Raw genomic sequence first — 26,173 nt, forward strand, 5'->3', positions numbered from 1 at the left:
TTAAATCTCCATTAGTATAGATAACTGAAGGCATAAGACAAAAGAAAATCAATCACGATCACAGCCATTGATCCCACAACCACACTGTTCGTCGTTGCTCGGCCGACTCCTTCGGCGCCAGCTTCACAGCGAAAACCGAAGTAACAACTGATGAGTGGAATAACCGCGCCAAAACATGCCGCTTTGATGATCGCAAAAATCAAATCTTTGAACTGAACAAAGCGTTTCATTCCCGAAATGAACAGCGCCGGCGTATAACCAAGATACGAACTGCTCACTGCCATCGCACTGAAAATACACGTCATATTTGCAACTATGGTTAGCAAAACGGCACCGAGGATGCATGCCACTAGTCTTGGAATAACTAAATAATTTGTCGGGCTGATGCCAAGCATTTTGAGAGCGTCAATTTGCTCTGTGACCTGCATAGTTCCCACTTCGGCAGCAATCCCCGCCCCCACACGTGAAGTTAAAAGCAATGCTGTGACGACAGCCGCCAGCTCACGCAAAATCAGCATTGCCGCAAAGCCTGGAACCATCGAATCGTTTTGAATGACAAGTTTCATATGGAATGATGACTCCAGAATCGTCACCATCGCCGCGAAGCAAACACAGAAAACAATAATAATAAGGCTGCCATTGCCGACGAAATATAGCTGCTCAAAGGTTTCTTTCCAGCGGAATTGCTGTGCTTTTGCCGCCATCTAAAAACCTCTCACCATATGCAGAACGATTTCGCCTAAGAAACTTGTCAGCCAATCCGTCACAACAATCGCAATCATAGTAATCACGGCTGTAGAAACCACCGAACGACCAACACCTTTGGCTCCGCCCGTGGTGAAGTAACCTTTTTGCGTGCACACTGTCGCTAGAACCGTTCCGAAGACGAAGCATTTTGTCAGGCCACTAATAATAGATGGAATGGAGATAATTGTCGGCACATGGCGCATGTATTCTTCGGGATTAACTCCCGCGAAGAAGAATCCCAGGAACATTCCGCCCAAAATAGACATGAAAAGACCCAAAAACAGCAGAAAAAAGCTCGATATAACGATGCCAAGGAATCTTGGGACGATGATTTCTTGCATCGGATTTGCTCCCAAGCAACGAATTGCATCGATTTGTTCAGTCACTCGCATTGTTCCCAGCTCCGCAGAGGTAAAGGCGCCGATTTTTCCGCTCAGCATGAAGGCTATCAAAAGCGGGCCCACTTCACGAAATGTGGCACTTGTGGCAAGACCGCCGAGGAATCCCAGCGCGCCGAACTCTTTCATCTGCAAAGTAAATTGCACTGTCATGATAGCGCCAACAAAGAAGCCCGCCATCGCTGTCGTCGGAAAACTTTCGATTGTGACATGCCAGATCTGCTCAAGAATCAGACGCGCACGGCTCGGCCGGCGGATCATCGTCGTGATAATCTCCATAAAGAACAAAATACTTTGGCCAATTTCGTCGGCGATTTTAATCAGGCCCCGGATTGCAACCGTCATGTAAGCACCTCAGCCATAAAGTCTCTTACCAGGGGAACCTTGGAATGTTTCATTTCTTCAGGAGTACCCAATGCAACAATATTTCCCTGATCTAAGACAACGATTCTATCTGCAATGCTCAGGGCACATTGCATATCATGACTGACAACGAGTGACGTCGTTTTGAGTGTGCGCGACAGATCTTGAATAAGCTGATTCACGGCATTGGTCGTAATCGGATCTAGGCCTGTGGTGGGCTCGTCAAAAAGCAGGATTTTTGGCTCTAAAGCGACCGTTCTTGCGAGGCTCACACGCTTTTGCATGCCGTACGAGATCTCTGCTGGTTTTTTATTTTCGATCCCGCTCAAATGGACCAGACTGAGAGCTTTTGTAACGCGCCGATGGATTTCATCTTCCTCAAGACGAAAATGGCGGCGCAAACCAAAAGCGACATTCTCGTAGATTGTGAGTGAATCAAATAAAGCCGGATGTTGGAAAACCATGCCGCATTTCTTACGAATCGGCAGATATTCTTCTTCGCTAAGACGACTAACCTCTTGTCCCTCAATCCAGATCTCACCTTCATCAGGACGAAGGAGGCCCACAAGGTTTTTTAGTAAAACGGATTTGCCGGTACCAGAAGTTCCCAAAATAAAAAGAATCTCACCTTCACGGATATCCAGACTCAGTCCTTTCAGGACGGTCCGCTCGCCGAAGCGCTTAATGAGATTCTTAAAACTAATCATTCCGTTATCATAGATAGACTTCTTGCAGGATTGCAAGGCGGGAGCACACTAAAATCGCTCTCGTAACATTGACTTCTGATTGCATTTCGAAAATCAGTCTCGATATGCTTGAACAACTATGGGGTTCTCGATGACAAAACTATTCTTCTTAAGCTTTTCTTTACTTCTAACACTTCCAGCAATGGCGCAGAAATATCCTCAGCCAGGTGACTGCAAAAGCCATATTGCTCAGATTGTTTGCCTTGTTGATCCCGCAGATCCTTCCACTCCAGAGGCCGGATATCTGAAAAGACCTTGCAAACCTGGAAGCGAAGACTATCAAAGCTTTTTCGAACGCCACTATGATCGCTCGCCGGATGTGATTAAAAACATGTATTGCCATCTTGAAAAGATTTTCGTTGAGGTTGGGTTTCAAGGAACGGCCTATGCTTCTCAGGTTGTTGACCCCAGCGGAAAAATGACCGGCGGTGCGATCGGTATTCGCAAAGAGGTCTTAGATAATCCACTGACTTATCCCCAATGGCTTTCGTGGAAAGAAGAAACCTCTTTCGGTGGCAGCACGACCGTGACAGGGCCAAGTTTAGATTTGATTCACTATCAAGCAAACATTAATACACATGATTTATTCTTAGATTTTGTGCTCGCGCACGAGTTTGGTCATCTTTTTGACTTTACCAACAAACTCAATCAACTCGTCGACTGTCGCTGGGAAGAAGACGATCACGGCGGCCATCTTGTAGGAGCTTGCACTCCAATGCCGGGATCGTGGTCCTCCTTGAGTTGGCAAGGGGCCACATCACCAACACCTGCAAACGACTATCCTTTCCGCAAAGAAACCTGTTTTTACTTTTGCAATGGTCATTATTTGCCAGCAGCAGATTCGACCGCGATGTTCAGCGGTCTCTTAGGCTCTAACTTCGCTAGTACTTATGCGGCTTCAAATATGGCAGATGATTGGGCCGAAACTTTTGCTTACTACACGATGATTCAAGCCCGCGGTTTTCAGCTCTACGTTGAAACGCACGGAAATGTTTTTGATCTCACGGGACATTTTGCTTCAGATTTGCTCGTCAGCAAACGCGCTTACGTCGAAGCCTTTTTACAAAGCCCCTTTTTATACCCTGGCGAAGGCAACGTAACACCTCACTCACGTAAGACGATTATCGATCGCTAGTTTTTATATGGGCGCCTTAAGGGCCAAGGCTTTCAGTGAGTGGGCCGTGAAGAGCGCCGTGGATAAATTGCTGAACGCGCGGATCAGGATGTTTCTTCGTCTGCTCAGGAGTTCCTGTAATGACAAGCTCTTGATCCACAACCAACGCCATTCTGTTCGCCAGCTGATAAGCCCGATTCACATCATTGGTAATTGCGACAACTGTGGAGTTATTTTTCTTCTGTAAATCAAGAATCAGTTCAATGATTTTTCGTGAAGTGATTGGATCCAATCCTGCGGTCGGATCATCATAAAAAATAACGTCGGGATTCAGAGCTAATGCTCTAGCAATGCCGAGACGCTTTTGCATTCCACCGCTGATCTCATCGGGGTAAAGAAACTTGGCATGTGTGATCCCGACAGCCTCGAGGAAGACATCGACTTTCGTTTGGATTTCCTCTTCGCTAAGGTCCGTGGTTTCTCGGAGCGGGAACGCAATGTTTTCTCCGCATGTGAGTGAATCAAACAGAGCATTTTTCTGGAAGAGCATTCCGAGCTTTTTAAGGGTCTCAAAACGCTCGTTGCCGCCAAGCGTTGACCAGTCCTGTTCGTTAATAAAAACTTTGCCATTTCGCGGAGTTATCAACCCCGCCATGGTTTTCAAAAGAGTTGTTTTTCCCTGGCCGCTCGGACCCATCAAAACGAAGACTTCGCCACGTGGAATTTCCACGTTTATGTTTTTTAAAACAACTTGTGAGTCGAAGGCGACTTCGATCTCTTGGAGTTGCAAAGACATATTTGCGATGACTCACCTCACTCGGACTTGTCTCAATACTCGATTTAAGATTGAATAAGCCCTTGAAAGCAATCTAATTTTTTAAATCAGATCTCACTCACAATCTAAGGGGACGTCATGGCTCACAAAAGAAATAAAATCGCCGTCATTGGTGCGGGTTTCGTAGGTTCAACAACTGCTCACTGGGCAGCTCAAAAAGAATTGGGCGACGTTGTCGTTCTTGACGTTAACGAAGGCGCAGCAATTGGTAAAGCATTGGACTTGGCTCAAGCAGCTCCAATCGAAATGTTCGATTCAAAAATCAAAGGGACTAACAAATACGAAGATATCGCTGATGCAGACGTTGTGATCATCACTGCAGGTATGCCACGTAAACCAGGCATGAGCCGCGATGAGCTTATCGGTATCAACGCAAAAATCGTAAAAGACGTTTGTGAAGGCGTTAAAAAACACGCTCCAAACTCTTTCGTCATCGTTGTTTGTAACCCAATGGACGTTATGGCTGTTTACGCAAAACAAATCTTGGGCTTCCCACGTGAGCGCGTGATCGGTATGGGTGGCTGCTTGGATTCAGCTCGTTTCCGCGCATTCATCGCTGAAGAGTTGAACGTGTCTGTGAAAGATGTGACTGGTATCGTTCTTGGCAACCACGGTGATGCGATGGTTCCGATGGTTCGCATGGCTTCAGTTTCTGGCGTTCCTTTGATGGATCTTTTGCCTGCAGATAAAATCGCGGCGATCGTTGCTCGCACAAAACAAGCTGGCGCTGAAATCGGTGGTCACTTGAAAACAGGTTCTGCTTACTATGCTCCTTCACGTGGTGCGGTTGAAATGGCAGAAGCTATCTTGAAAGATCAAAAACGCATTCTTCCTGTTGCAGTTGAGCTCACTGGTGAGTTCGGCGTGTCTGACAAAATGATGGTTGGCGTGCTTGCGAAAATCGGCGGCAAAGGTATGGAAGGCATCGTTGATATCAAAATGAACGCGGACGAAAAAGCGGAATTTGCTAAATCCGTTGATGCTGTTCGTGCACTTGTAGCTGGTTTGAAAAACGTTCAGTAATTATTTGAAAGGCTCTTAGACATGAATATTCATGAGTATCAGGCCAAGTCCATCCTCAGAAAATACGGTGTTGCCACTTTGAAAGGTCAATTGGCTCACTCTCCTGAGGAGGCTGTGGCTGCAGCAAAAGAAATCGGTGGCGCATTGTGGGTTGTAAAATCTCAGATCCATGCGGGTGGCCGTGGTAAAGGTGGCGGTGTAAAGATCGCAAAAACTTTGGACGAAGTTTCTGACCTTACTAAAAAGATGATCGGGATGACTTTGGTGACTCACCAAACAGGTCCTGAAGGTAAAGTTGTTCAGAAAGTTTTCATCGAGCAAGGTTGCAACATCGCTAAAGAATACTACGTTGCTTGCTTGATCGACCGCGCAACAGGCAGAGCTGCAATGATGGCTTCTTCTGAAGGCGGTATGGATATCGAGGAAGTTGCTGAAAAGCACCCTGGGAAAATCATTAAAGCTGATATCGATCCAACAATCGGCTTGGCTGCGTTCCAGGCTCGTGAATTGGCATTCAAAATCGGTATCCCGAATGAAAACGTCAACAAAGCTGTGAAGTTCTTCCAAGGTCTTTACCAAGCTTTCGTAGATACTGATTGCTCAATTGCAGAGATCAATCCACTCGTTTTGACAAAAGAAGGCGATATCATTTGCCTCGATGCTAAAATGAACTTCGACGACAACTCTTTGTTCCGTCATAAAGACATCGTAGAGATGCGCGACTTGAACGAAGAAGAGCCGTCTGAAATCGAAGCGTCTAAGTACGACCTCGCTTTCATTAAGCTTGATGGCAACATCGGATGCTTAGTGAATGGTGCCGGTCTTGCGATGGCAACTCTCGATATCATTAAGCTCCACGGTGCAGAGCCTGCAAACTTCTTGGATGTTGGCGGCGGCGCTAACAAAGAAAAAGTAACTGCAGCTTTCAAAATCATCCTCAAAGATCCAAACGTAAAAGGCATCTTGGTAAACATCTTCGGCGGTATCATGAAATGTGACATCATCGCAGAAGGCGTGATCGCAGCGTCTAAAGAGCTCGGTTTGAAAGTGCCGTTGGTTTGCCGTCTTGAAGGTACTAACGTTGAACTTGGTAAAAAAATGCTCAAAGAGAGTGGTTTGAATATCACTCCTGCGGATGATCTTACCGATGCAGCTAAGAAAATCGTTGCTGCTGTGAAAGGCCAGTAATCATGTCTATTTTGATTGATAAAAATACCAAAGTTATTTGCCAAGGTTTCACTGGCGCTCAAGGGACTTTCCACTCTGAGCAATGTAAAGCTTACGGAACTCAAATGGTGGGCGGTACGACTCCTGGTAAAGGCGGAACTACGCACATCGGTCTTCCGGTTTTCAACACGGTTCATGAGGCCAAAGAAAAAACTGGTTGCAACGTTTCTATGATCTTCGTTCCACCTCCATTTGCTGCGGATTCTATCCTTGAAGCGGTGGAAGCTGAATTGGACCTCGTGATTTGTATTACTGAAGGCATTCCAGTGATGGACATGGTGAAAGTAAAACAATACATGAAGGGTAAAAAGACTCGCTTGGTGGGTCCTAACTGCCCTGGCGTGATCACTCCTGGACAATGCAAAATCGGTATTATGCCTGGTCACATTCATATGCCAGGTCGTATCGGTGTATTGTCTCGCTCAGGCACTCTGACTTACGAAGCTGTTGGTCAATTGACTCGTTTGGGTCTTGGTCAATCGACTTGCGTTGGTATCGGTGGTGACCCAGTAAATGGCACGAACTTCATCGACGTTCTCGAAATGTATAACAAAGACAAAGACACTGACGCCGTGATCATGATCGGTGAAATCGGTGGATCTGCTGAAGAAGAAGCAGCTGAATACATCAAACGCGAATTCAAAAAGCCAGTAACGGCTTTCATCGCGGGCGCAGCAGCTCCAGCAGGTAAACGCATGGGTCATGCTGGCGCGATCATCAGCGGCGGTAAAGGCACAGCGGAAGCTAAATTCGAAGCTCTCTTGTCTGCAGGCGCGAAGATCTCTCGCAGCCCAGCGGATATGGGAACAACTTTGAAATCTATGCTTAAGTAATTCTAAGCTTACTTAGAAACACAAAACCCACGCTGATGAGGCGTGGGTTTTTTATTTTCAGCGATCTAGCGTTTTAAACAGTCGACTTTATATAAAGGCGACTCGGTATCGCCTTCTTTTGCGTTAAACTCAGAATCGAAATAGAAGGAATTGCCGTCGGCGCTATAACCTATCCCCTCTTGCTGAGACAGCAGGCCGTCAATCTGGATAATACGATAGTCGATGTTTTCATCCCATTTATATGTGCCAAAGGACTCTTTTGCCATGTCATCAAATTTGATCTCAACGGCGTTTTCATAGGTCAGCACTAAAAGTGTTTTACCGTCCGGACTAATATCCATTCCCGTGGCAATGTCACCGTACTTACTTTTTGCTTGAAGCATCCAATGCAGATCAATTTCACCAAGATATTTTAAAGTGGCTGATGCTTGGCTCAGAGCTGCTTTGGGCAAACGGTAGAGCTTTCCAGGAAGATATTTTTCTCGGCCCGACATATCTTCTTTTGTCAGAATATACACGTCACCCGTCACCGGATGCACCGCTAAGCTTTCAGCATTATGAGGGCCATCCGGATAACGAAGAACGATCTTTTTTGCCGTGCTAGAAACGTTACTGAAGGCCTGGGTTTCTGGAACAATCCATAAATTGATGGATTTGCGAGTTCTGTAGTTGTCGCCAATATCGCCGAGAAAAACGCACTGACCACTACTGCAAGGACCGACAGCGATGTCTTCAACATCTGTGACCTGCGAGTATGTATAAGTAATCTCTTTGATGTTCTGAGCGTTTAGATCTGTGACGTAGAAAACGCCTTTCGCTCCCGAATCATTATGGTGGTAGAGCCTATTGGGGAATTGCCTTGAAGCCGCAACACCGCTGGCCTCTTTCAGCAAAGCAGTATCGAGAAGACCGACTTCTTGTGGCTTGCTCCATTGAGTACAGAGCTGAGCTTGAGCCAAAGACACAAAACTGCACACTGCTAAACCAGCAAATATACGAACCATAATCCCCCCTAGTAAAATGCTAAAGGGGTCCGTGTGTTAAAGTAAAGTTAGGATGCTGTTTTATTAGGATATTTTTACGCCAAAGCCTTCACAAGCTTTAGAATAACATTCCAACATGGATATTCACTGCTGCAAAACGTGGGAGGTAGGACTTCATTGTATCTTCCACATTTCCCTTTGTTACGCAGAGAGGCCCTTTCTAAGTACGGGCCTCTCGGGGGGATTCGGATTATTTGCAGCCAGGTTTTGAGTTGTAGGCCAACTCGCGAGCTTGAACGTTGCTTTGAGTTGTTCCAACAAGGCAGCTTTTTGCGCCATCAAGACGAACAACATAAAGAACCTGAGTGTCTTTTTCGCCGTCTTCAGTTGCCTGGCTCAAACGATAGATCAAACCAACCCATTGAAGCTTACCAGAGCCCTCTTTATCCACGCTGTGCTTGTAGACCCATTCAATTTTATTTGAAGGCATATCATGGAAAGAGCCCGGTGTTTCGATATCGATCTTCTTACCACCGAAAGAAAGTGATGGATGATAGCGAAGATCGCCACCTTCGATAGTTAAACGATAGCCACCGAATGCTTTGCACTCGCCTTCATAGAAGTCGATCGGAGCTTGGTCCGTTGAAGAGGAGATCTGAACACAGTCTTTAGATAAATCTGTGTAGAGGCTCTTACGAACAGATTGAATGCCTTGAGATGAATCAACATCTCCGGTACCAGCAAAAACATTTAAAGAAATAAGTGTTGTTGTGAATAGTACGAATAATGTTTTCATCGATTACTCCGCGCAAACTTCGCCTTTTTGGCCGTTGGCTTCTGAGACAACTGTCTTTGCAGTTTCCCATTTATATTCAACTTTGTTTTTCAAGCCATTCCAGTAAGCTTTCTTTACTTGAACATCGATGACATAGCTGATGCCTTCGCTCAAGCATGGGTTTTCACCATTCTTGTTATCTACCGGTGTAATAACAGTGCGAACTTCATTCGCTTTGATATCTGCGGCAACTTGTTGAACTTTAGAAGGGATGTGCGCTGCTGAAGCTGTGATAGAGGCCAACATAACTACAGAAGCCAGGATCGTCTTTTTCATTGTCTTTCTCCTTGAGGGTTTTGAACTTTGATGAGAGGACTTTTAAGCTGGTTCAAACTAAAACAACAGATCAATTTGATAACGTTACAAAGTACTGAATTTATTGTATTTTATATGGTTCACAGATTCGTGACCTCGACGAGACTATATACAACTTATTAAAATCACATAGTTTTTGCTATAATCGTCAAGTGAGACAAAAATTAATCGTCAAGACGAATTGGCTGTCATTTTTACCTGTTTCCCAAAGGCAAACGGCCGCGCTCCAGGCACTTATTCTCTCTGGCAAGATTCAGAGTGAAAAAGCCATTCCAAATGACGTGTTCACAAAGTTGAGTTCCGAGGAATCTTCATTTTTGATCGAGAAAACTCTTCAAGTTCTGGGACGTCCCGCTTTGCTTTTGCAATCTCTTGAAAGCTTGTCTTCACAAATGCCAAAAGCCCCCAAAGAACAGTCGCTCTGGCATGAGCGCGCTTTTCTAAAAGGTTTTGCGCTCAGCCGCCTCGGCAAAATCACAGAGTCTGAATCTTGGTTTCAGCTTTTGCCGGAAGAGTTCCGCGCAAAGATTGATACCGAGCGCGCCCTGAGAAAATTGAATCTCGGTGAGATCGTCGAGGCCGAGACGTTATTTAAAAAAGCCCTCGCTGAAAGTGAAGATACGTTTGACCCATACTCGCAATGTACTTTACTCGGCGGCCTTAGCCTGGCACTCATTCAAAAAGGCTCCTTCCGTGAGGCCGAGCAGGCCCTGAGAAAACGTCGCTACATTCTAAAAACCAATATTTCACCAACACTCGAGTTTGGTACGCGCCTCTACGAAATCCTTTTGCTACTTGAACGGAATGAGTTCGCCGAGGCGAGCGAACAGCTATCCGGCGCTCTCGAAGATCTGAGTGAAGAGTCCATCAATGGCTTTTTCTTACGCCACTTGAAATTACGCCTACATCTTGCACGGAATGAGCTCAAAGAAGCTCAGCAAATATTAGAAAACTTCAGAAGTCTCGTGAAGTCTCAGAAAATCCCTCAAGGGGTTTTGGATTTCCGTCTTGAAGAGATCGAGTGGAATCTCCGCTCTCGCCGTCCAGATCAGGCGCTCACCGGGATTTCCAATCTCGAAGCTGAACAAACGCGCCAAGACCATTATCTCTTATTTCGTCTTTCTCTATTAAAAGCCCAAGCGCATTTCCTCAAAGAAGATTACTCGTCAGCTTACGCACAAGTTTCTGCAATCATGCCCGAGGCAGAGAAACGCCGTTATCTGCCGGCACTCAGCTGGGCGCTCTTTCATGGTGCGGGTATTTCACTGGCAGCGGGCCATCCGGTGCAGGCAAAACTCTATATTCATCGCGGAGAACGCCTCTCGAGCGAGCTTGGACTGCGAGCGCGCTTTGCCTGCTTCTCTTATATTGCTGAGGTCATGGATCAAGAGCAATCCAGCGGACATGCACTGCTCAGCCTCGTGCGCCGTCAGGAAATCGGACCTGAGCTTGAGTACTATCTCGGAACTTACAGCCTGCTCGCGAGTGTTACGTTAGCTGTATCTTCCCGCCGAGGCCAAGAGACTCTGGCTGAGGCTGATCTGCGCCGTCAGTTGTTTTCAGAGGAAGGGCTCTTTTGGTTTCAAAAAGAACAGATCCTACTCGCTAATCACAGCGGTTATCGCATGAAGCTTGCGGATTTCTCGCAGAGGCCACAGCTGCTATCAACCTTTAGACTCTTTTGGAATGCCTTTCAAAACCAAGAACGTGGCGCAACTCTGCCCGAGATTCATCAGACTCGCCACGCCAGCACTTATCGCGAGGAGCTTCACGCCGGAGCTGCAAAAATGCAGATCTCGCGTCTTCGTGAAATGCTTCAAGGTTGTGGGCTTAAGATTTCTTATGATCGCGATCAAGCGATTTACTCTCTGCAGTCATCACTAAGTCCGTTTACTTTACTAAGTCGTGAAGAACTCACGGAAAAACCACACACAAAACGCACGCGCGAAGAAGAGATCCTTTCAAGGATTGCGATGGAGCCATTTGTGCCAACCCGAATACTGTGTCACGAGTTTAAAGTTTCGCGACAAGCTCTTCATCCATTCTTGAATAAGCTTGTGGCTACCAAACAGATCCGGATGGTGAAACGCGGCCCCATTTCGGGGTACATTTTCATCTCTAAAAAGTAGCTTGAGTTTGTTCTTTTCCATAGTCACTCAACACTCATTACATACTTTTGTACACGTCTCAAAATAAGACGTCTTTGATAAAGAATACTGTCACTCGTAATTGCGAGCACCTCGCGACCTTGTTAAACTCTTTAAAAGAGCCGATAAGTTCTCAAAGGGGTCTATGAAAACACTCGCCGTCGTATGTACAGGAATTATTGTTTCTCTATTGCCAGGTTTTTCCATGGCGACACTCGGCGAACAGGTCAGCTCCTCAGCCAAAAATCTATCTTCTTTAAAAGTCGCCGTTTCAGCAAAACTCTCTACTGAAAAGTACTCGGTTCGTGAGTACGAAGATGGAGGTAATACTGTCAGGGAGTATGCAGACTCTTCAGGTCTTGTCTTCGCAGTTGGCTGGAATGGAGTTTCCCAACCTGATCTCCAAGCTCTTTTCGGGTCTTATTATCAAGAATATCTTGATGGTTTGAAAACTGTCCCGAAACAGTATGGTGTTAAAAACATTTCCTTAAAAACCACCAAGATGTCCATCCGTCGAGGTGGTCGTATGCGCGATTTGCGCGGTTTTGCTTGCGTTCCATCACTCGTTCCCGAAGGAGTGAACGTCGAGGAGCTAAAATGAGTAAATGGCGCGCACTTCTTCTAACGACGCTGAGTGTAGTATCGATCTTTGCATATAATAACTGTTCTAATAAAGGTTTCGATATCAGCGAGTCATTAGTCACTATTGCGAGCAACGCAAGCGGCCCTCTTACTATCGTTGGCAACGAAGCCAATGTTATGAAGCTCACGATTAGCTGCAATTATATCAATCAGCCCTGCGTGAGCGTGACGATCTGTGAGCCGGGCACTTCCAATTGCCAAACAATCGACAAGATTCTTATTGATACTGGTAGCTTTGGGCTACGTGTATTCTCGAGTCTTGTATCTGTGAATCTCACACAACGAACTATCAACGGTGGCAATCTCACTGAGTGCGTTAGATATGCAGATAATAGTTCGAACTGGGGGCCAATTAAAACTGCAGATGTGGTCTTAGGATCGCTGAAGGCTTCTAGCATTCCAATCCAAATAATAGATGCAAGCTATGCAACCGTTCCTACGGAATGTGGTACTCCGGATTCTAGCCCAACTGCAGCAGGTTATAATGGAATTCTGGGCGTTGGAATTTTTACCGAAGATTGCGGTATCGGATGCGCCAATACTACCAACAACAGAGTATATTATGCTTGTAGTGGTAGCACATGCGGATACACCGCTGTGCCTGTTGCTCAACAAGTTTCAAATCCAATTTCCTTCCTACCAAGCGACAATAACGGTGTGATCTTCCAACTGCCATCAATTCCGTCGGCAGGATCAACCACCGCTTCGGGATATGTGATTCTGGGAATTGGAACTCGTTCCAATAATACTCCAACAAGTGCTAACGTATTCAAAGCAGATGGAAACGGCTACTTTAAAACGACCTTTAATGGCACGACACTCGTCCAATCGTTCATCGATAGCGGTTCAAATGGGCTCTTCTTCCCAGGTCCTGCTAATTTGCCTTCTTGTAGTTCGGGGAGTGGTGCATCTGGTTTCTATTGCCCAACGACAACAACAACCTATACTGCTTACCAATCTGGATCCGGCAGTAATACACAAGTCGCCGTTTCATTTGAAATTCAAAATGCCGCTTACGCTGTCACAACGAGCCCGAACTTTATGTTTAATAATATCGGCGGCAGCGCCGGTGATATGACGTCGTCCTACGACTGGGGCTTGCCATTCTACTTCGGGCGAACCATCTTCCACGGTATCGACGGAAAATCTTCGCCACTCGGTACTGGTCCATACTGGGCGTGGTAATAAAGCTCGGAGTACTAGTACCCCGGAGCTGCTAAAATAATTCCGTTATCACCACTAGAGTTTAGCGCAGAACATCCACAGCTATTGCAAACGCGATAGGCACATCTTCTAAATGGTGCAGAGGCGAACCCATTGCTACAGCTAGAAAATTGAAAGTATGGAGTACCAGTAGGAATACAAACCCAAGCACTTCCGTTGCAAAACTCCATTTGCTTTGTGCTTGAATTATACCTTTGTGTGCCTTCATTAGCTGACAAACAAGAAGCCCCAGTGCTTCCGAGTCTAATATCACCGTTAACATCTAATTTTGCAGTGGGTGTCGTAGTCCCAATACCAACGCTACCGTTAGATACTACTAATTGATTTGTACCCACCGTTAAAGAAGTTAAAGCTAAAGAATCTCCGTCTTTATTAAATGGTATATATCCCAACGCCGCTGTAATTTGTGTAGATGTCAACGAGAATGACTGACAAGACAATGTATCAGAAATCGGAAGATACGTAAGCTGCTGACCGGACGGGCACGATCCAGAGGCTAACATCCATGGACCTATAACTGCAGACCGCACGTCAGAAATATTTAAATTGGATCCTGAACTCACCCTACCCTTTGTGTCTACAGTCAGTTTCGTATATGTACCAGCGAGAACTCCTGTTGTAGAAAGTGTTGGATTTGGGTAGGTGCCTATTAAATCCCCTCCAGCTGTTCCTCCAGATCCTGCACCTGCAATCGCTACATTACTTGCTGATGTAATTCGCCCTTGAGCATCCACCGTAAATGTCGCGACTTGAGTGGCCGAACCATAGCTTCCTGCAACTACTGCCGTATTAGACAGACTAATAGTTCCTGAGGTAGCAATCGGTCCCCCAATTAAACCGGTCCCCGTATTTACGTTGGTAACTGTACCACTGGCTGGCCAACCGCTCGAAAGAATTTTACAATTTCCACCACTCCGGTCACAGATGGAATCAGCACGTACTTCTCCAACAACTTCTAGAGATGCTGTGGGAGTGGCGGTGCCCAAGCCGACCTTTCCTGTTGAATCGACATTGATACGTCTATTACCAGCACCATCCGCAATTATAATATTATTGCTTAAATTAGGGTCTAATCCCTGAACTCTTGCGCCAATTATTGTGTTGTTATTGCCAGTCGTAATTCCTAGGCCAGTCGCATATCCAACCGCCGTATTGTATCCTTCGCTGTCACTCACTCTATTGAAGTCATATAAAGAGTTGAAGCCAATAGCGATATTACCAGAAGTTACCGTATTGCTATTAAGTGAGTAGCCACCAACGCCAATGTTGTATGAACTTGTAGTTCCGTGTGCTAATGAGTAAATACCAACACCCACATTGTACGAACCCGTGGTATTGTACATACAGGCATTCGTACCAAAAGCCGTATTATTACTCCCCGTTGTATTACTGTAGAGACTGGTTGAACCAACGCCAGTATTTATTGTTCCAGTAGTATTTGAAAATAACGCTGCTGACCCCAGAGCCGTGTTATAATTAGCATTACTTGACCGCAGCGTGTGCAAGCCAATAGCGGTATTCCACATACCGGTTGTGTTGCCTATAAATGACCCAAATCCCACAGCGACGTTACTGGTAGATGCTCCCCCTCCGGCGCCTATGGAAACACCATTAATAATTGCATCGCCTCCGACAACTTCAAATTTTGCCGCCGGAGCGGAGGTACCCACCCCAACATTGCCTGCATTATAATAAACATTTGAGCCATTTGTACTCCACTGTGAAAATGCATTTGAACTCAAAAGCAAAATAACGGAAACAATAGTATTCCTAATCACCCATTTTAATTTTCTAACTTTAAAAAAAGTTTTCACAGATATCCCTCTTGAATTCAATAAATTTGCTCGCAATTTGTTCATAAAAATCAAGTCTTACTCTGACGGCATTCCGAGCACGGGGGGAAGAATAAAATAAAATAGACCAAAAAAGTTCTTCTCATCTGTAGAAGCCCTATGTTTGGATACTTTTTTATCTATAGTGTGGGCCAACATAAATCCACCAATCCACGAGTTAAGGCCCTGTACATCAATAAGCTTAAATCCTATATCACCTAACTTGCTATCTATAGCATCAGTAAGGGGGCCAGCGATCATTCCACCGATATATGTAGCTAACGCCGTTTCAGGATACCTAAAATAGACCTCAATACCTTGTGTAAAGGCTTCCCATGACCTATTACCATTCAACCATGTCACTGTCCCCTCTACAGCTGCAGATCCACCTACGCTGCTTATCCCTGGCATTAATCCACTAAAACCTCCAGCAGCTTGCCAGCCACCTATCGAGCCTCCAATTGCTGCACCGAAAAGTGCCCCTTTTGCAACTGCTGCCCAGCTAAATCCTGTGGTTAAAGTGGAATAAATAGCACCTGCAACGGCGCCTGCTGCCGCACCAGCCGCAACTCCAGCCCCTATCGTTCCAAGAGATCCGGCTAAATAAGGAGCTGCATATCCAAATGTCAATATAGCTGCGCCAATTGCGATGTTTGTCACAATGATGGTCTGTGCATTTTCAGAATACCATTTAATCGTGTCGTGAATAGCCGCCGCTATATTGCCTACATTATGACTTAAAAAGTCGCCAATGCCGTTAACTGTGTCACTAATTATACTTCCTAAAGACCAATATCCAGAAGGATCCGTTAATGTTAATGGATTATTACTCACGTATGAAAATCCATTCGCAGTTTGAATATTTGTTAAATCGGATACTACAGCATCCACTGACATAAATCTTCCTAGTTGTGGGTCGTAAACTCGCCCATTCATATGAACAAGCCCAAGACCACCATCATCAAGATGCTCATGAAGTGTAAAACCTTGATGGGTCACTAAACTTCTTAAGGCATTATACGGATCATCACTACCATCTAAATTACGTCTTTTACCAAAAGCATCATAAGAAAAGCGTTCTGATACTGCGCCTGATTCATTAGTAACTAAAGTTACTGATGACAAATGGTCTTTATGAAAATACCGCGTGGAAGTTTGGCCATCACTTGTAGTCGTATACACACCAAAATTGTTTGCCTGTCCTGCATACAAATAATTTCTATAAGTCGTAATCGAACCATTGATTTCTTTTTCAAACTGAAATCCGGTCCCAAAACCCGGGTTAATTACATACTTGATGCAAGTGCTACTGACAGTGCCATTGTGGTCACGACATGTGGATGCTACTTCTTTAAATCTTTCTAAATCTGTATCATAGTAAAAATTAATAGTATTACTAGCATTCGAAATAGTTAGCGGCTTATTAAATGTAGACCAGGAGATTGTACGTCCATTACCAGTTAACATATTTCCACTAGCATCGTAGGTATAACTCGAGCTTGTGGCGCCTACTACAGAAGCAACCCCATTAATTGGATGGCCAGCAGATCCATTGCCATAAGTGTATGTTCCAACATCTGATTTGCTAACAATATTCCCTATGTCATCATAAGAAAATGACTTTGAATTTGGACCGCTTACTGAAACCAATCTGTTTAGCCCATCATAGTCAAAGTTTTCAGTAATCGTTGCTCCTGTACTTTGATTGTAGAGCTCTGCTCGACTAGTTAAGTTACCTAATTTATCATAGGAAAGACTTAAGTTTTGAACTTCACTACCTGAACTAGGTGTCGCAATCACCGACTTCAGAAGACCGGTCTCTGCGTAATATGATTTTTCAGTTTGAATGTTGTTACCAAAGACTTCTTTTATGGGATCATTGTCTGCGTTTACTTCTGTTACCTTCCATAAGAGAGTGTTCGTCGCCGCATTATCTACCTCAGTCATAAAACCATTTACATCGTATTTGTATTTTACTGCGAATCCCGTTGGATAATTTACCTGTCCAACTTTTCCGTCGGCATTGTAGCTAACTGAAAAGTTATAGTTTGTATCCATGGTAATTTGTGTACTCGTAGGTCTTCCTAAAGAATCATAACTATATATTTTGCTATAACCGTTATCTCGGCTAACACTTGCAATCTTCCCGATACCATTCGCCGAAGAATCATAAACCCACGTGCTGGTGCCTTCTGATGTTGTCCGAATTTTAACCCGTCCAAGATTGTCAAACGTCGTTGATATTGCTCCACCCCTTGCATCGGTTATAGAGATTAATTCCCCAATGGCATTATGTACGAAGTTTGTTGTCCCCGAATTAGTATCAGTTTTGCTCGTTTTATATCCTAGAACATCGTATGTTGTAGAAATCTGATTGCCAGCGGGATCAATCGTTTTAACTAGGTTTCCAAATGGATCATATTTGTAAGAAGTGATCTTATTAGAATCATCTTTAATTGAGATTACTTGCCCTACACTATTTCTAATAGTCGTCCGTAATTGCCCCTTGTTATTTTTTATAACTGTAGTCAACCCTGTATAGGTAATTCGCTTCTGGCTACCGTCTGGTGAAGTTTCGGAAACCACTCTATCTAAAGGGTCATATAGAAATTCAGTCTTATAATTAGACTGTCCATTTGAGTTTCTGGATTGTGATTGAAGATTTCCGATTTGGTTATATTGTTTGTAGCTATAAATCCATTGGCCGTTAAATCCACCTGTTTGAGTAACAGCATCTCTTCCAAGGTGGTCAAAGTATAAATATTTTGATGGGGATCCTCGTCTGCTCATGGTGGTGAAAAAACTAAGGTTAGGACTGCACACGGTCGTGTTACAAACTTCATATCCAAAGTTTGTCTGTATTCCGTCTGGCGTTGTCTCCTTTATTTTTCTTCCTAAAACATCATAGACCAAAAAGGTGCTAAGATTATTCTCGTCTATAATTTTGTTCGGAAGACCAAATCTACTATCGTAAGTAAAGTTTCTAGTATGGTAATATGAATTGCTTTTGACAATCGGATATACTCCAACAGAGTCAAATACAAATGTTTCTGTTCTCGCGGGCAGATTTGAACCTGAAATGCTTCTTGTAAGCATATTACCAAATACATCATACGTATAATTTGTCGCTACGTATGTGGTACTGTTATTGGGTTCTAATCGCTCTTGCAACAGCCGGTGTTTTGAATCGTAAGTATATGCTTTAGTTCGAGTTGTATTCGATCCATCCGGCATAATGTTTTTTTGAGATATTTTGCCTACTCGCCCGATGTACCAATTAGCCTGACTTGCAATCGGTGATCCTGTGAAATTTGAAATTTCAAAATTCTTTTGAGTTATGTATCCATCATTAGTTACGTTTGCTTCATACACTAAATTTCCATAAGAATCATATTTCCTATACAAACCTACATTTGATATTAATTGCTCAGAATTAATATCATAAGAAAGATCCTGACGAGTTAGAAGTAATGGAATATAGCGAGTTCCATCAATTTTTTTGGCACCATAGTTAGAAAGAGTCTGGCTTGCCATGACGAACTTTGATAAGGCCGCATTATAAGCATACTTTGCAAATTCAAAAACTTGACCAGTGAGAGGAAAAAGTTGTGTTAGTTTTAATTTTGAGTATCTATTCGCGGTTAAGTCATTTTGATCAACTTCCGCAAATCCAAGAAATCCTCTCCCAGTCAAATCAGTTTTTGCTCCAAAATACTGATACGACTTTTCTCTCTGGCCACCGTTGCCATCATCTTCTTTTTCTACAGAGGTAACCCAAAAAGGAAATTGAACATCTTGTATTGGGTAAACCGAAGTAGCGGACCTTGTATGAACAGCCGGATTAGTCAGTGGCTGATATATGATGTTATAATTACCTCCAATTCCCGTTGAAATAGAGGTCATTAGATCTGGAATTGTTGTGGGGTTAACATACACTTTTGCATCTGAGTTGGTAATCTCACCTCCTAAAATAGACGTTGTCGCATCGCCAGTGAAATTGCCGAATAGAATATTCGTTTCAGAAATAGTTGGACCGTTAGTGCAATCAAAAACCCCTGTTCCTCGTGAATAACATATTTCTGTCGCAGTGCCATCTTTAGTAATGATGTCATTTTTTCCATCGCCATTTAGGTCCGAAACCAACAGTGGAGAACTTTTCCACCCGCTCATATTTGCAATTGGATTTTGAACACTCGAGAAAGCTAAACCTCTTCCAGCAGCAAAGTTAATCGCAATGGTACCATCAGAGCCGAATTCGGCAATATCACTGATGCCATCACCGTTAAAGTCACCAGCAAAATAAGGTCCCAAACATACATTCCTAAAATCACAAGTTTTCCCATGAGATCCCATTAGAGTATCTTTGGTTTCACAAGTAAAAGCTCCGCCGCCGTCTGAATAGCAGACTTTAATTTTTCCTTCTAACATCGGAGCATTTGGATTTCCAGGCAGTCCCGTCCAAGCGGGATTTTCTATAGCGTATGCAATATCTGTTCGTCCATCTCCATCGAAATCACCAACTATAACATTGACGGGACTAAAATCAGGCATACTAAGGCTGTAGCAATTATTATCAACTGCTCTTCCATTTGATAAGCAAACCTCTGGGTTTGCACCATTGGTGGCTAACTCAAATGTATCTGCTCGCCCATCTCCGTTGAAATCTGCACTAAAAAAGCGATAAGAAACATTTGGACTGCCCCTCCCCTGCCATTTAATAGTCAGACCTGAGGCGATTGGAGCTAGGCCTGGCATAGTTTTCTGAACGCAAGAGAAATTACCATCGCCGACTGAATAGCAGACGGTCATTGTGTTAACGCCACTATTTACCTGAGCAAAATCTGTCTTTCCATCTCCATCAAAATCACCTGTGATAAAGTCACCAGTAGATAAGGCCGTAGAGAGAGCATAGTTAGTACAATTAAAGGCGCCTCCACCAAAAGTAGAAAAACATACTGGTACTGATGTCGCATTTGGCGTGGGCTGAATAAAGTCAGAAATGCCATCGCCATTAAAGTCCCCAGACAACCATTCCGAGTTACTGTTGTTGTAGATACCAGACCCGCTGTTCCCCGAACCAACTCCACCAATATAATTTACCGGAACTGAAGCTCCGCTTCCCATTGTTTGCACTGGAAGAGTAACTGTTGAACTATAAGTGGCCCCTGGTCCATTCCAATTAAATGAAGTCGGCAAGAGTGATTTTGTACCATCAGCACTACTTACGTTAATACTCATCAATAGCGATCTGCCGGTTTGAGCGCTTTGTTGATACCCGAATTGATAGTTGTAAACTTGAACCGAGTTTGCATACGTCTTGATATTTTTTAAGCGCACGAGACTGCTTAAGTTAATACTGCCACGATAAACTGGCGACAAATCGGGACGACTCTCGTAAAAGAATTTTACAGAATTTGACGGAGAGACAGCGTTATTAACATTACCAGTATAAGAAATTTCTAGCGGATAGTATTGACCGTTTGTAGGATCGTTTTGATATTGAATGGTATAATAGTTACCATTGATATCCGTCGCTGAATCGAGCGCCCAAATTACAACATTGGGATTCGTCTGCGCCTTAATTTTAGAATCTAGGGTATTGCCGTAAGTGAATTTCTTTCCGTTCTTTGAATACACAACAAAATAATTTGGGCCTGTGCCGCTAGTTCCGTAAGAATATATTCTACTAAAATCTTCGTTTTCTGTTCTGTATTCTGTTCCATTCGCACCATACGTACCGCTAATAGCTAGTAGTTTTGCTCCATCGAGACAAAATCGGTCATTTGCACTTAAAGTGATTCCTGCTTGAAAACCATCTTGAGCTAATGTGGCAGAACAGCGCGAGATTGATGACTGCCCAGAAATAGACCAACCCATTCCCATCAAGCCATTAATCCCTTGGCTCGAATACGACAACACTAATGACGGTTGAAAACCTCCTGCACCTTTCGGAATTTCTAACGGCACTGAGTAAGAAGCCGCACCCATTTGGTTAGAAGTATATTCACCTTTTAAGTAAACCGAATCAAAGCCATAAGAATAAAAAGAAAAAAGTGATAAAACTGCTAAAGATACAAAAAACTTAATAACTTTCGACATAGAATCCTTCTAATCGTTTTTACTTTTCAATCTCTATTTTGATAGAAAATCATAATATAAAGTCGTTTTTTAAGTTGCTATCGCCCAATTGCACTCTCAACAAAAAAATTATTGATAGTATTCAGTCACTTCAATATAGCCCGAACCACCCGAGCCACCAGCCAGTCCGTTAGTTCCGCCAGGCCCAACTGACCCACCAGAACCAACTGAGTACGGGTAGGTTGATGAAGGACTTGAGATAAGAGCTTCGACGTAGCCGCCCGCACCGCCACCTTTTCCCGAGTAAGTGCTTGCCGAACCGTTAGTACTACCACCGCCGCCTCCAGCGCCAGTATTTGCAACGGCAGACCCACCTATAGCATTTGCTTCACCACCAGCACCACCGCCTCCAAATGGCGTACCTGCGCCCATACCGCCATACGGATAGACGGAGCTATAGGAAATTGAAATAGTAGTACCTTGACCGTTAGCTCCACTGATCGCAGTTCCAATAGGTCCGGTGCCGAGACTCGCACCACCACCTAATATCCCAGCGCCACCACCAGCAACGAGAAGACTCGTCCCAAAAGTAGTATTCCCACCAGTTCCTCCGGCCGTAGGCGAACCCGTGCTGCCGCCCCCGCCCCCGGCACCGCCGCCGACCATACGAATTCGGATGTAAGTAACTCCTGCGGGAGTGGTATAAGTACCAGATCCAGAAGTAAATTTTTGAATTGTAGGAGTACGGTTAGTCTTTTGCGAAACGTCCAGCCAATTTGTACCGTCAGAAACCAACCGCACTACTTCGTAACGAATGTTCAATTTTCTATTGGCAGATCCATCGATAGTATCTGAACCAGCTCTAACTATTGTAACTTGATTTGTACTACTGTCTGATTTTTTAACTACGAACTCTTTACCAGTCACAATAGACGCTGACGGCAATGTAATAGTAAACCCTCCTGATGAAGCGTCGGCCTCAACCACATCATCAGTTGAAATTAGTGTCGCAGCTGAAGTTACGGTTCTTACTGATTTAGCATTCGAACTAGGACTTGGGGTATACCCAAGGGCAGAAGTAATTTGAGCAGCAGTAAGGGCAAACTGCTGGCAAGAGAGCGTATCTGAAATGGTTGAATATGTCAGCTGCTGTCCCGCCATACACGAACCAGAAGCTGACAACCAACTCCCTGTTACTGAAGACTGAATATCGGCAATATTTAAATTTGTCCCAGTGCTTACTCTTCCCTTAGCATCAACTGTTAGCTTGGTGTAAGTTCCGGCAATAACTCCGGTTGTGGTAAGCGTTGGATTTGGATATGTTCCAACCAGATCACCTCCGGCAGTACCTCCAGAACCTGCGCCCGCAATTGCAACATTGCTAGCTGAGGTAATTCGTCCTTGGGCATCAACTGTAAAAGTCGCAACTTGCGTCGCAGAACCATAAGTGCCTACTGATACTCCTGTACTAGCAAGAGAAAGCGTACCCGCAGTGGTAATAGTTCCACCCGCCAAACCGCTACCTGCAGAAATGCTTGTAACAGTTCCACTCGCTGGCCAACCCGTAGATAGAACCTTACAGTTTCCTCCACTGCGATCACAAATCGAATCCGTTCGAATAGCGCCCGCCACTTCAAGCTGAGAGCTTGGTGTATTAGTGCCTATTCCCACCTTACCGGCCGAATCAACATTGATACGTCTATTTCCAGCACCATCGGCAATTATAATGTTGTTACTTAAATTTGGATCAAGCCCCTGAACTCTCGCACCAATAATCGTATTGTTATTACCAGTGGTAATTCCCAAGCCAGTCGCATATCCAATAGCAGTGTTGTATCCATCACCATCACTTGTTCTGCTATAGTCGTATAGAGAATTGAAACCTATCGCTATGTTGCCAGACGTAACTGTATTGCCATTAAGGGAATATCCACCAATGCCAATATTAAATGAGCTTGTTGTCCCCCTCAACAAAGAGTAGTGGCCGAGCCCCACATTGTACGAACCAGTCGTATTAGATATGCCGGCGTTACCTCCAGATGCGACATTACCAACACCGGTTGTATTACTATATAAACTAAATGCTCCGACCCCAATATTGAAGGCTCCTGTAGTATTAGCGCGCAAAGACGCGCCACCCACTGCAGTATTGTTAGATCCCGCGGTATTGGCATACAAAGCTGAATTACCAACCGCGGTATTGGTATTACCGATATCATTTACTTTCAAACTAAACGACCCAACCGCCGTATTTCTTATGCCATCTACATTACTAGTAAAGGCATCATTTCCGAAAACAACATTAGTATTTGATTCACCCGCGCCCATGCCAACGGTAATACCGTTGATAATCGCATCACCTCCAACAACTTCGAACTTTGCAGCGGGAGCCGAGGTACCTACCCCAACATTTCCACTATTATAATAAACATTTGATCCACTCGTGGACCACTGAGCATTGGCTGCAGGTAAAAATAAAAAATGAACAGCAATAAAGACCATCTTCATACAAACCACATCTTTCGAATTCTTGTAGGTTTTGAAACGAACAGTTTGAACTTTGATAGTCTCTAGATTTTGTGTTTATGTGGTCAATGCTATTTATAAATTTATATAGTTTATAGGACCATTAGACTGACGAACTAGATTTTCATCTAGTACAAGTTCTTCCCATATTTTTATTTAAGCTCGCAATTCAAATAAATATTTTGTGAGCTTAGATTGAAAATCAAAACCCCGCTCATAACGGGGTTTTGATTTTCAATCTCTTGAATTATTACTGCTGATCTAACAAGGCTGTTCTACCCACTCGTGGTGCGGGGCTAACCTTTTCAATGCCCGGCATCTTCCATGTGCCGTTTAAGGCCGTTTCTTTTGGCCAATACAGACGCGCAATCAGACTGAATTGATCTTTCGGGGCTGGGAGCCAGTTGGCCTCTTTCGCTTTGCCTGGTGATTTGTTTTGAATATACAAATCCAGGGACCCGTCGGCATTGTATTTCAGTTTGTCATGGCCATTGATCGCAAAGCGATTGATGGGATTCTTCACTAGGCTTTGATGAGGTGTATACGCCGTCAACGACCAGAAGCCACTCACTGGAGGTAGATTTTCCTTCGTGAGGTGAATTCTGTAATTGTTTTTTCCGGTGAGCGGATTGCCATTCGCATCTGTCGTCGCACGCGGATAAAGGGCGTCAGCATCTAAGTTCGCGCCCAACCCAAACATCGCAATAACTGCACGATGTTTGTAGTCCGTTCCATACAAACCAACATGGCGAGAGTACGCCCAGCCATCTTTCTTTTCGATGCCGTTCATATCACGGCCTTCGGCCACGATCTCTGCCATCCCTTGACGAGCACCTTCTTCCAGTGCGCGACGTCCCTCTTCAGAAAGCGCGCTTGGGTCGTAGGTTTTGCCTGGAATAATTCCTAGGCCAGCAAATCTTCTCAAAGTGTCGCCATCAGCAGCTGCCGGTGGATTTGTTTTAAAGAGCTCGGCCATTCTCGAGAAGAATGCCGCTCCACTCATGTTAGCAACCTGTTTTGCAGGGGCTGTTCTCGTATCCACATTCGGAGAAACCTCCACTGTTGGCGGACGATAGTCTTTTCCCAAATAACTGAGCGGTCGCAGGGAAAGATTATCCTGCCATGCTTGAACATTCTTTATGTCAGCTTTTCCGTTATAAGCCATTCGCGCCATCACCCACACCATATTCGTTGGTGCATCGACGCGTTTTAACTCTTTAGGAAGCTCACCCTTCCATGAAGGACCCACGATCACGTAGTTTTGCTCTCCCGTTCCAGTGGTTCTTGAACCCGGAGAGAAAAAGACATTCGTGTAAGCATCCAGCATCGGCACAAGGAAATACCTTTTATTAGAATCTGGAATCGAAAGGACCTGAGGCTCTTTAGAAAGATCTAACCAAGCCATGGAATAGAGCGTATCCACATTCGGAGAAACAACGTCTGTAAACGTGTCGTCAGGCGACTCCCTGAAGTGAGCAAACTGGTTGATCGGAGCTTTAGCTCCAGAGCGCTCCGTGGATGGGCTCGCAACCCCGGTTCCTACATCCTTAGAAGCATCCATCAAAACGAGTGGGTAGCCATAGATATAGGCTTCTTTCGCCATTTGCCGGATATCATCCGGGTTTTTGGCAACTTTGGGTTTCGAAGAGCAACCGCCGGCTGCAAAAATCGCCGTGGCTAAAGCCGCGACTATCAGAGAACTCAAAGATGATTTCATAAAATCTCCTCTATTGGGTTTTAAGGCCCCAATATTGTCTCGAGGGAAGATTTCAAAACTGGGAAAGATCCATGAAATTCCATGGACAGGCTGGGCTTATTTGGTTAAAACCCAGTGATCTTAAATTCAATTTAACACAAGGAGTCAACTAATGGCTGTTGAGCAAACATTCTCAATCATTAAACCAAACGCAATGAAGAAAAACGCTATCGGCGATATCGTTAGCATGTTCGAAGCAAACGGTTTGAAAATCGCTGCTGCGAAAATCCAAATCTTGTCAAAATCTAAAGCTGAAGAGTTCTACGCTGAACACAAAGCTCGTCCTTTCTTCGGTGAATTGGTTAGCTTCATGACTTCTGGCCCTGTAATGCTTATGTGCTTGCAAGGTGAAGGCGCAGTTTTGAAAAACCGCGAAATCATGGGTGCAACTGATCCTAAAAAAGCTAACGCTGGCACAGTTCGCGCTAAGTTCGGTGACAACGTTGGTGAAAACGCTGTTCACGGTTCTGACTCTGCTGAGTCTGCAGCTCGTGAGCTTGCTTTGTTCTTCGAAAAACAAGAAATCTGCAACGTATAGTCGCGGAATAG

General features: G+C 44.4%; 19 protein-coding genes. 8 read left to right on the plus strand and 11 right to left on the minus strand.

All coding sequences use genetic code 11. The features are described 5' to 3' along the window. Positions 1-11: 11 nt before the first annotated feature. The 3 genes from JSU04_01670 to JSU04_01680 are packed head-to-tail and all read right to left on the minus strand — an operon-like array spanning position 12 to position 2,215. Entirely contained in the window at positions 12-704 is a 693-nt protein-coding gene (locus JSU04_01670) for an ABC transporter permease (protein MBS1968981.1), read from the minus strand. Beyond that, complete coding sequence (locus tag JSU04_01675; GenBank protein MBS1968982.1) at positions 705-1,490, minus strand: ABC transporter permease; 786 nt, start codon at positions 1,488-1,490, stop codon at positions 705-707. Next, the gene (locus JSU04_01680; protein MBS1968983.1) at positions 1,487-2,215 is read right to left on the minus strand and encodes an ABC transporter ATP-binding protein; all 729 of its coding nucleotides are present in this window, start codon (positions 2,213-2,215) and stop codon (positions 1,487-1,489) included. Before JSU04_01680 ends, JSU04_01675 begins: the two co-directional genes overlap by 4 nt. Before the next feature lie 130 nt (positions 2,216-2,345). On the opposite strand from JSU04_01680, the gene JSU04_01685 reads away from it, so the two are divergent. Further along, the gene (locus JSU04_01685; protein ID MBS1968984.1) at positions 2,346-3,389 is read left to right on the plus strand and encodes a hypothetical protein; all 1,044 of its coding nucleotides are present in this window, start codon (positions 2,346-2,348) and stop codon (positions 3,387-3,389) included. 16 nt (positions 3,390-3,405) lie between these two features. Here JSU04_01685 and JSU04_01690 read toward each other — a convergent pair whose 3' ends face one another. Next, positions 3,406-4,164 carry an ABC transporter ATP-binding protein gene (locus JSU04_01690; GenBank protein ID MBS1968985.1) on the minus strand — a complete coding sequence of 253 codons (759 nt, stop codon included), beginning with the start codon at positions 4,162-4,164 and terminating at the stop codon, positions 3,406-3,408. Positions 4,165-4,281: 117 nt separating this feature from the next. On the opposite strand from JSU04_01690, the gene mdh reads away from it, so the two are divergent. From mdh to sucD, 3 genes are read left to right on the plus strand one after another with little or no spacing between them, the layout of a single operon-like run. Beyond that, positions 4,282-5,226 (plus strand): malate dehydrogenase, encoded by a 945-nt coding sequence (gene mdh / locus JSU04_01695; protein ID MBS1968986.1) that lies wholly within the window; start codon positions 4,282-4,284, stop codon positions 5,224-5,226. A 21-nt stretch (positions 5,227-5,247) separates the two neighbouring features. Further along, entirely contained in the window at positions 5,248-6,414 is a 1,167-nt protein-coding gene (gene sucC, locus JSU04_01700; protein MBS1968987.1) for an ADP-forming succinate--CoA ligase subunit beta, read from the plus strand. Positions 6,415-6,416: 2 nt separating this feature from the next. Continuing rightward, the gene (gene sucD, locus JSU04_01705) at positions 6,417-7,286 is read left to right on the plus strand and encodes a succinate--CoA ligase subunit alpha (protein MBS1968988.1); all 870 of its coding nucleotides are present in this window, start codon (positions 6,417-6,419) and stop codon (positions 7,284-7,286) included. Between the two features lie 65 nt (positions 7,287-7,351). Here the strand turns inward: sucD and JSU04_01710 are convergent, their stop codons facing one another. The 3 genes from JSU04_01710 to JSU04_01720 all read right to left on the minus strand — a co-directional run bounded on the left by JSU04_01710 (position 7,352) and on the right by JSU04_01720 (position 9,380). Beyond that, entirely contained in the window at positions 7,352-8,290 is a 939-nt protein-coding gene (locus JSU04_01710) for a hypothetical protein (GenBank protein ID MBS1968989.1), read from the minus strand. Positions 8,291-8,519: 229 nt separating this feature from the next. Next, positions 8,520-9,065 carry a hypothetical protein gene (locus JSU04_01715; protein ID MBS1968990.1) on the minus strand — a complete coding sequence of 182 codons (546 nt, stop codon included), beginning with the start codon at positions 9,063-9,065 and terminating at the stop codon, positions 8,520-8,522. Positions 9,066-9,068: 3 nt separating this feature from the next. Then, positions 9,069-9,380, minus strand: coding sequence for a hypothetical protein (locus JSU04_01720; GenBank protein ID MBS1968991.1), 312 nt, complete (start codon positions 9,378-9,380; stop codon positions 9,069-9,071). A 191-nt stretch (positions 9,381-9,571) separates the two neighbouring features. Here JSU04_01720 and JSU04_01725 point away from each other — a divergent pair, with 191 nt between their 5' ends. The 3 genes from JSU04_01725 to JSU04_01735 all read left to right on the plus strand — a co-directional run bounded on the left by JSU04_01725 (position 9,572) and on the right by JSU04_01735 (position 13,393). Further along, positions 9,572-11,548 (plus strand): hypothetical protein, encoded by a 1,977-nt coding sequence (locus JSU04_01725; GenBank protein MBS1968992.1) that lies wholly within the window; start codon positions 9,572-9,574, stop codon positions 11,546-11,548. Between the two features lie 163 nt (positions 11,549-11,711). After that, positions 11,712-12,167 carry a DUF2844 domain-containing protein gene (locus JSU04_01730; protein ID MBS1968993.1) on the plus strand — a complete coding sequence of 152 codons (456 nt, stop codon included), beginning with the start codon at positions 11,712-11,714 and terminating at the stop codon, positions 12,165-12,167. Further along, positions 12,164-13,393, plus strand: coding sequence for a DUF3443 family protein (locus JSU04_01735; GenBank protein MBS1968994.1), 1,230 nt, complete (start codon positions 12,164-12,166; stop codon positions 13,391-13,393). Before JSU04_01730 ends, JSU04_01735 begins: the two co-directional genes overlap by 4 nt. Before the next feature lie 14 nt (positions 13,394-13,407). Here JSU04_01735 and JSU04_01740 read toward each other — a convergent pair whose 3' ends face one another. The 4 genes from JSU04_01740 to JSU04_01755 all read right to left on the minus strand — a co-directional run bounded on the left by JSU04_01740 (position 13,408) and on the right by JSU04_01755 (position 25,585). Next, positions 13,408-15,300, minus strand: coding sequence for a hypothetical protein (locus JSU04_01740; protein ID MBS1968995.1), 1,893 nt, complete (start codon positions 15,298-15,300; stop codon positions 13,408-13,410). A 3-nt stretch (positions 15,301-15,303) separates the two neighbouring features. After that, a complete protein-coding gene (locus tag JSU04_01745; GenBank protein MBS1968996.1) occupies positions 15,304-21,363 on the minus strand; it encodes a VCBS repeat-containing protein in 6,060 nt (2,019 codons plus the stop codon). Positions 21,364-21,471: 108 nt separating this feature from the next. Next, a complete protein-coding gene (locus JSU04_01750; GenBank protein ID MBS1968997.1) occupies positions 21,472-23,148 on the minus strand; it encodes a hypothetical protein in 1,677 nt (558 codons plus the stop codon). Positions 23,149-24,118: 970 nt separating this feature from the next. Further along, positions 24,119-25,585, minus strand: a complete 1,467-nt coding sequence (locus JSU04_01755) for a DUF1254 domain-containing protein (protein MBS1968998.1) — start codon at positions 25,583-25,585, stop codon at positions 24,119-24,121. Positions 25,586-25,736: 151 nt separating this feature from the next. Between JSU04_01755 and ndk the strand changes: the two genes are divergently transcribed. Beyond that, positions 25,737-26,162, plus strand: a complete 426-nt coding sequence (gene ndk, locus JSU04_01760) for a nucleoside-diphosphate kinase (protein MBS1968999.1) — start codon at positions 25,737-25,739, stop codon at positions 26,160-26,162. The last annotated feature ends 11 nt before the right edge of the window (positions 26,163-26,173 follow it).

The organism is Bdellovibrionales bacterium (genome assembly GCA_018266295.1).
In the GTDB taxonomy this organism is placed as follows: domain Bacteria; phylum Bdellovibrionota; class Bdellovibrionia; order Bdellovibrionales; family Bdellovibrionaceae; genus JACMRP01.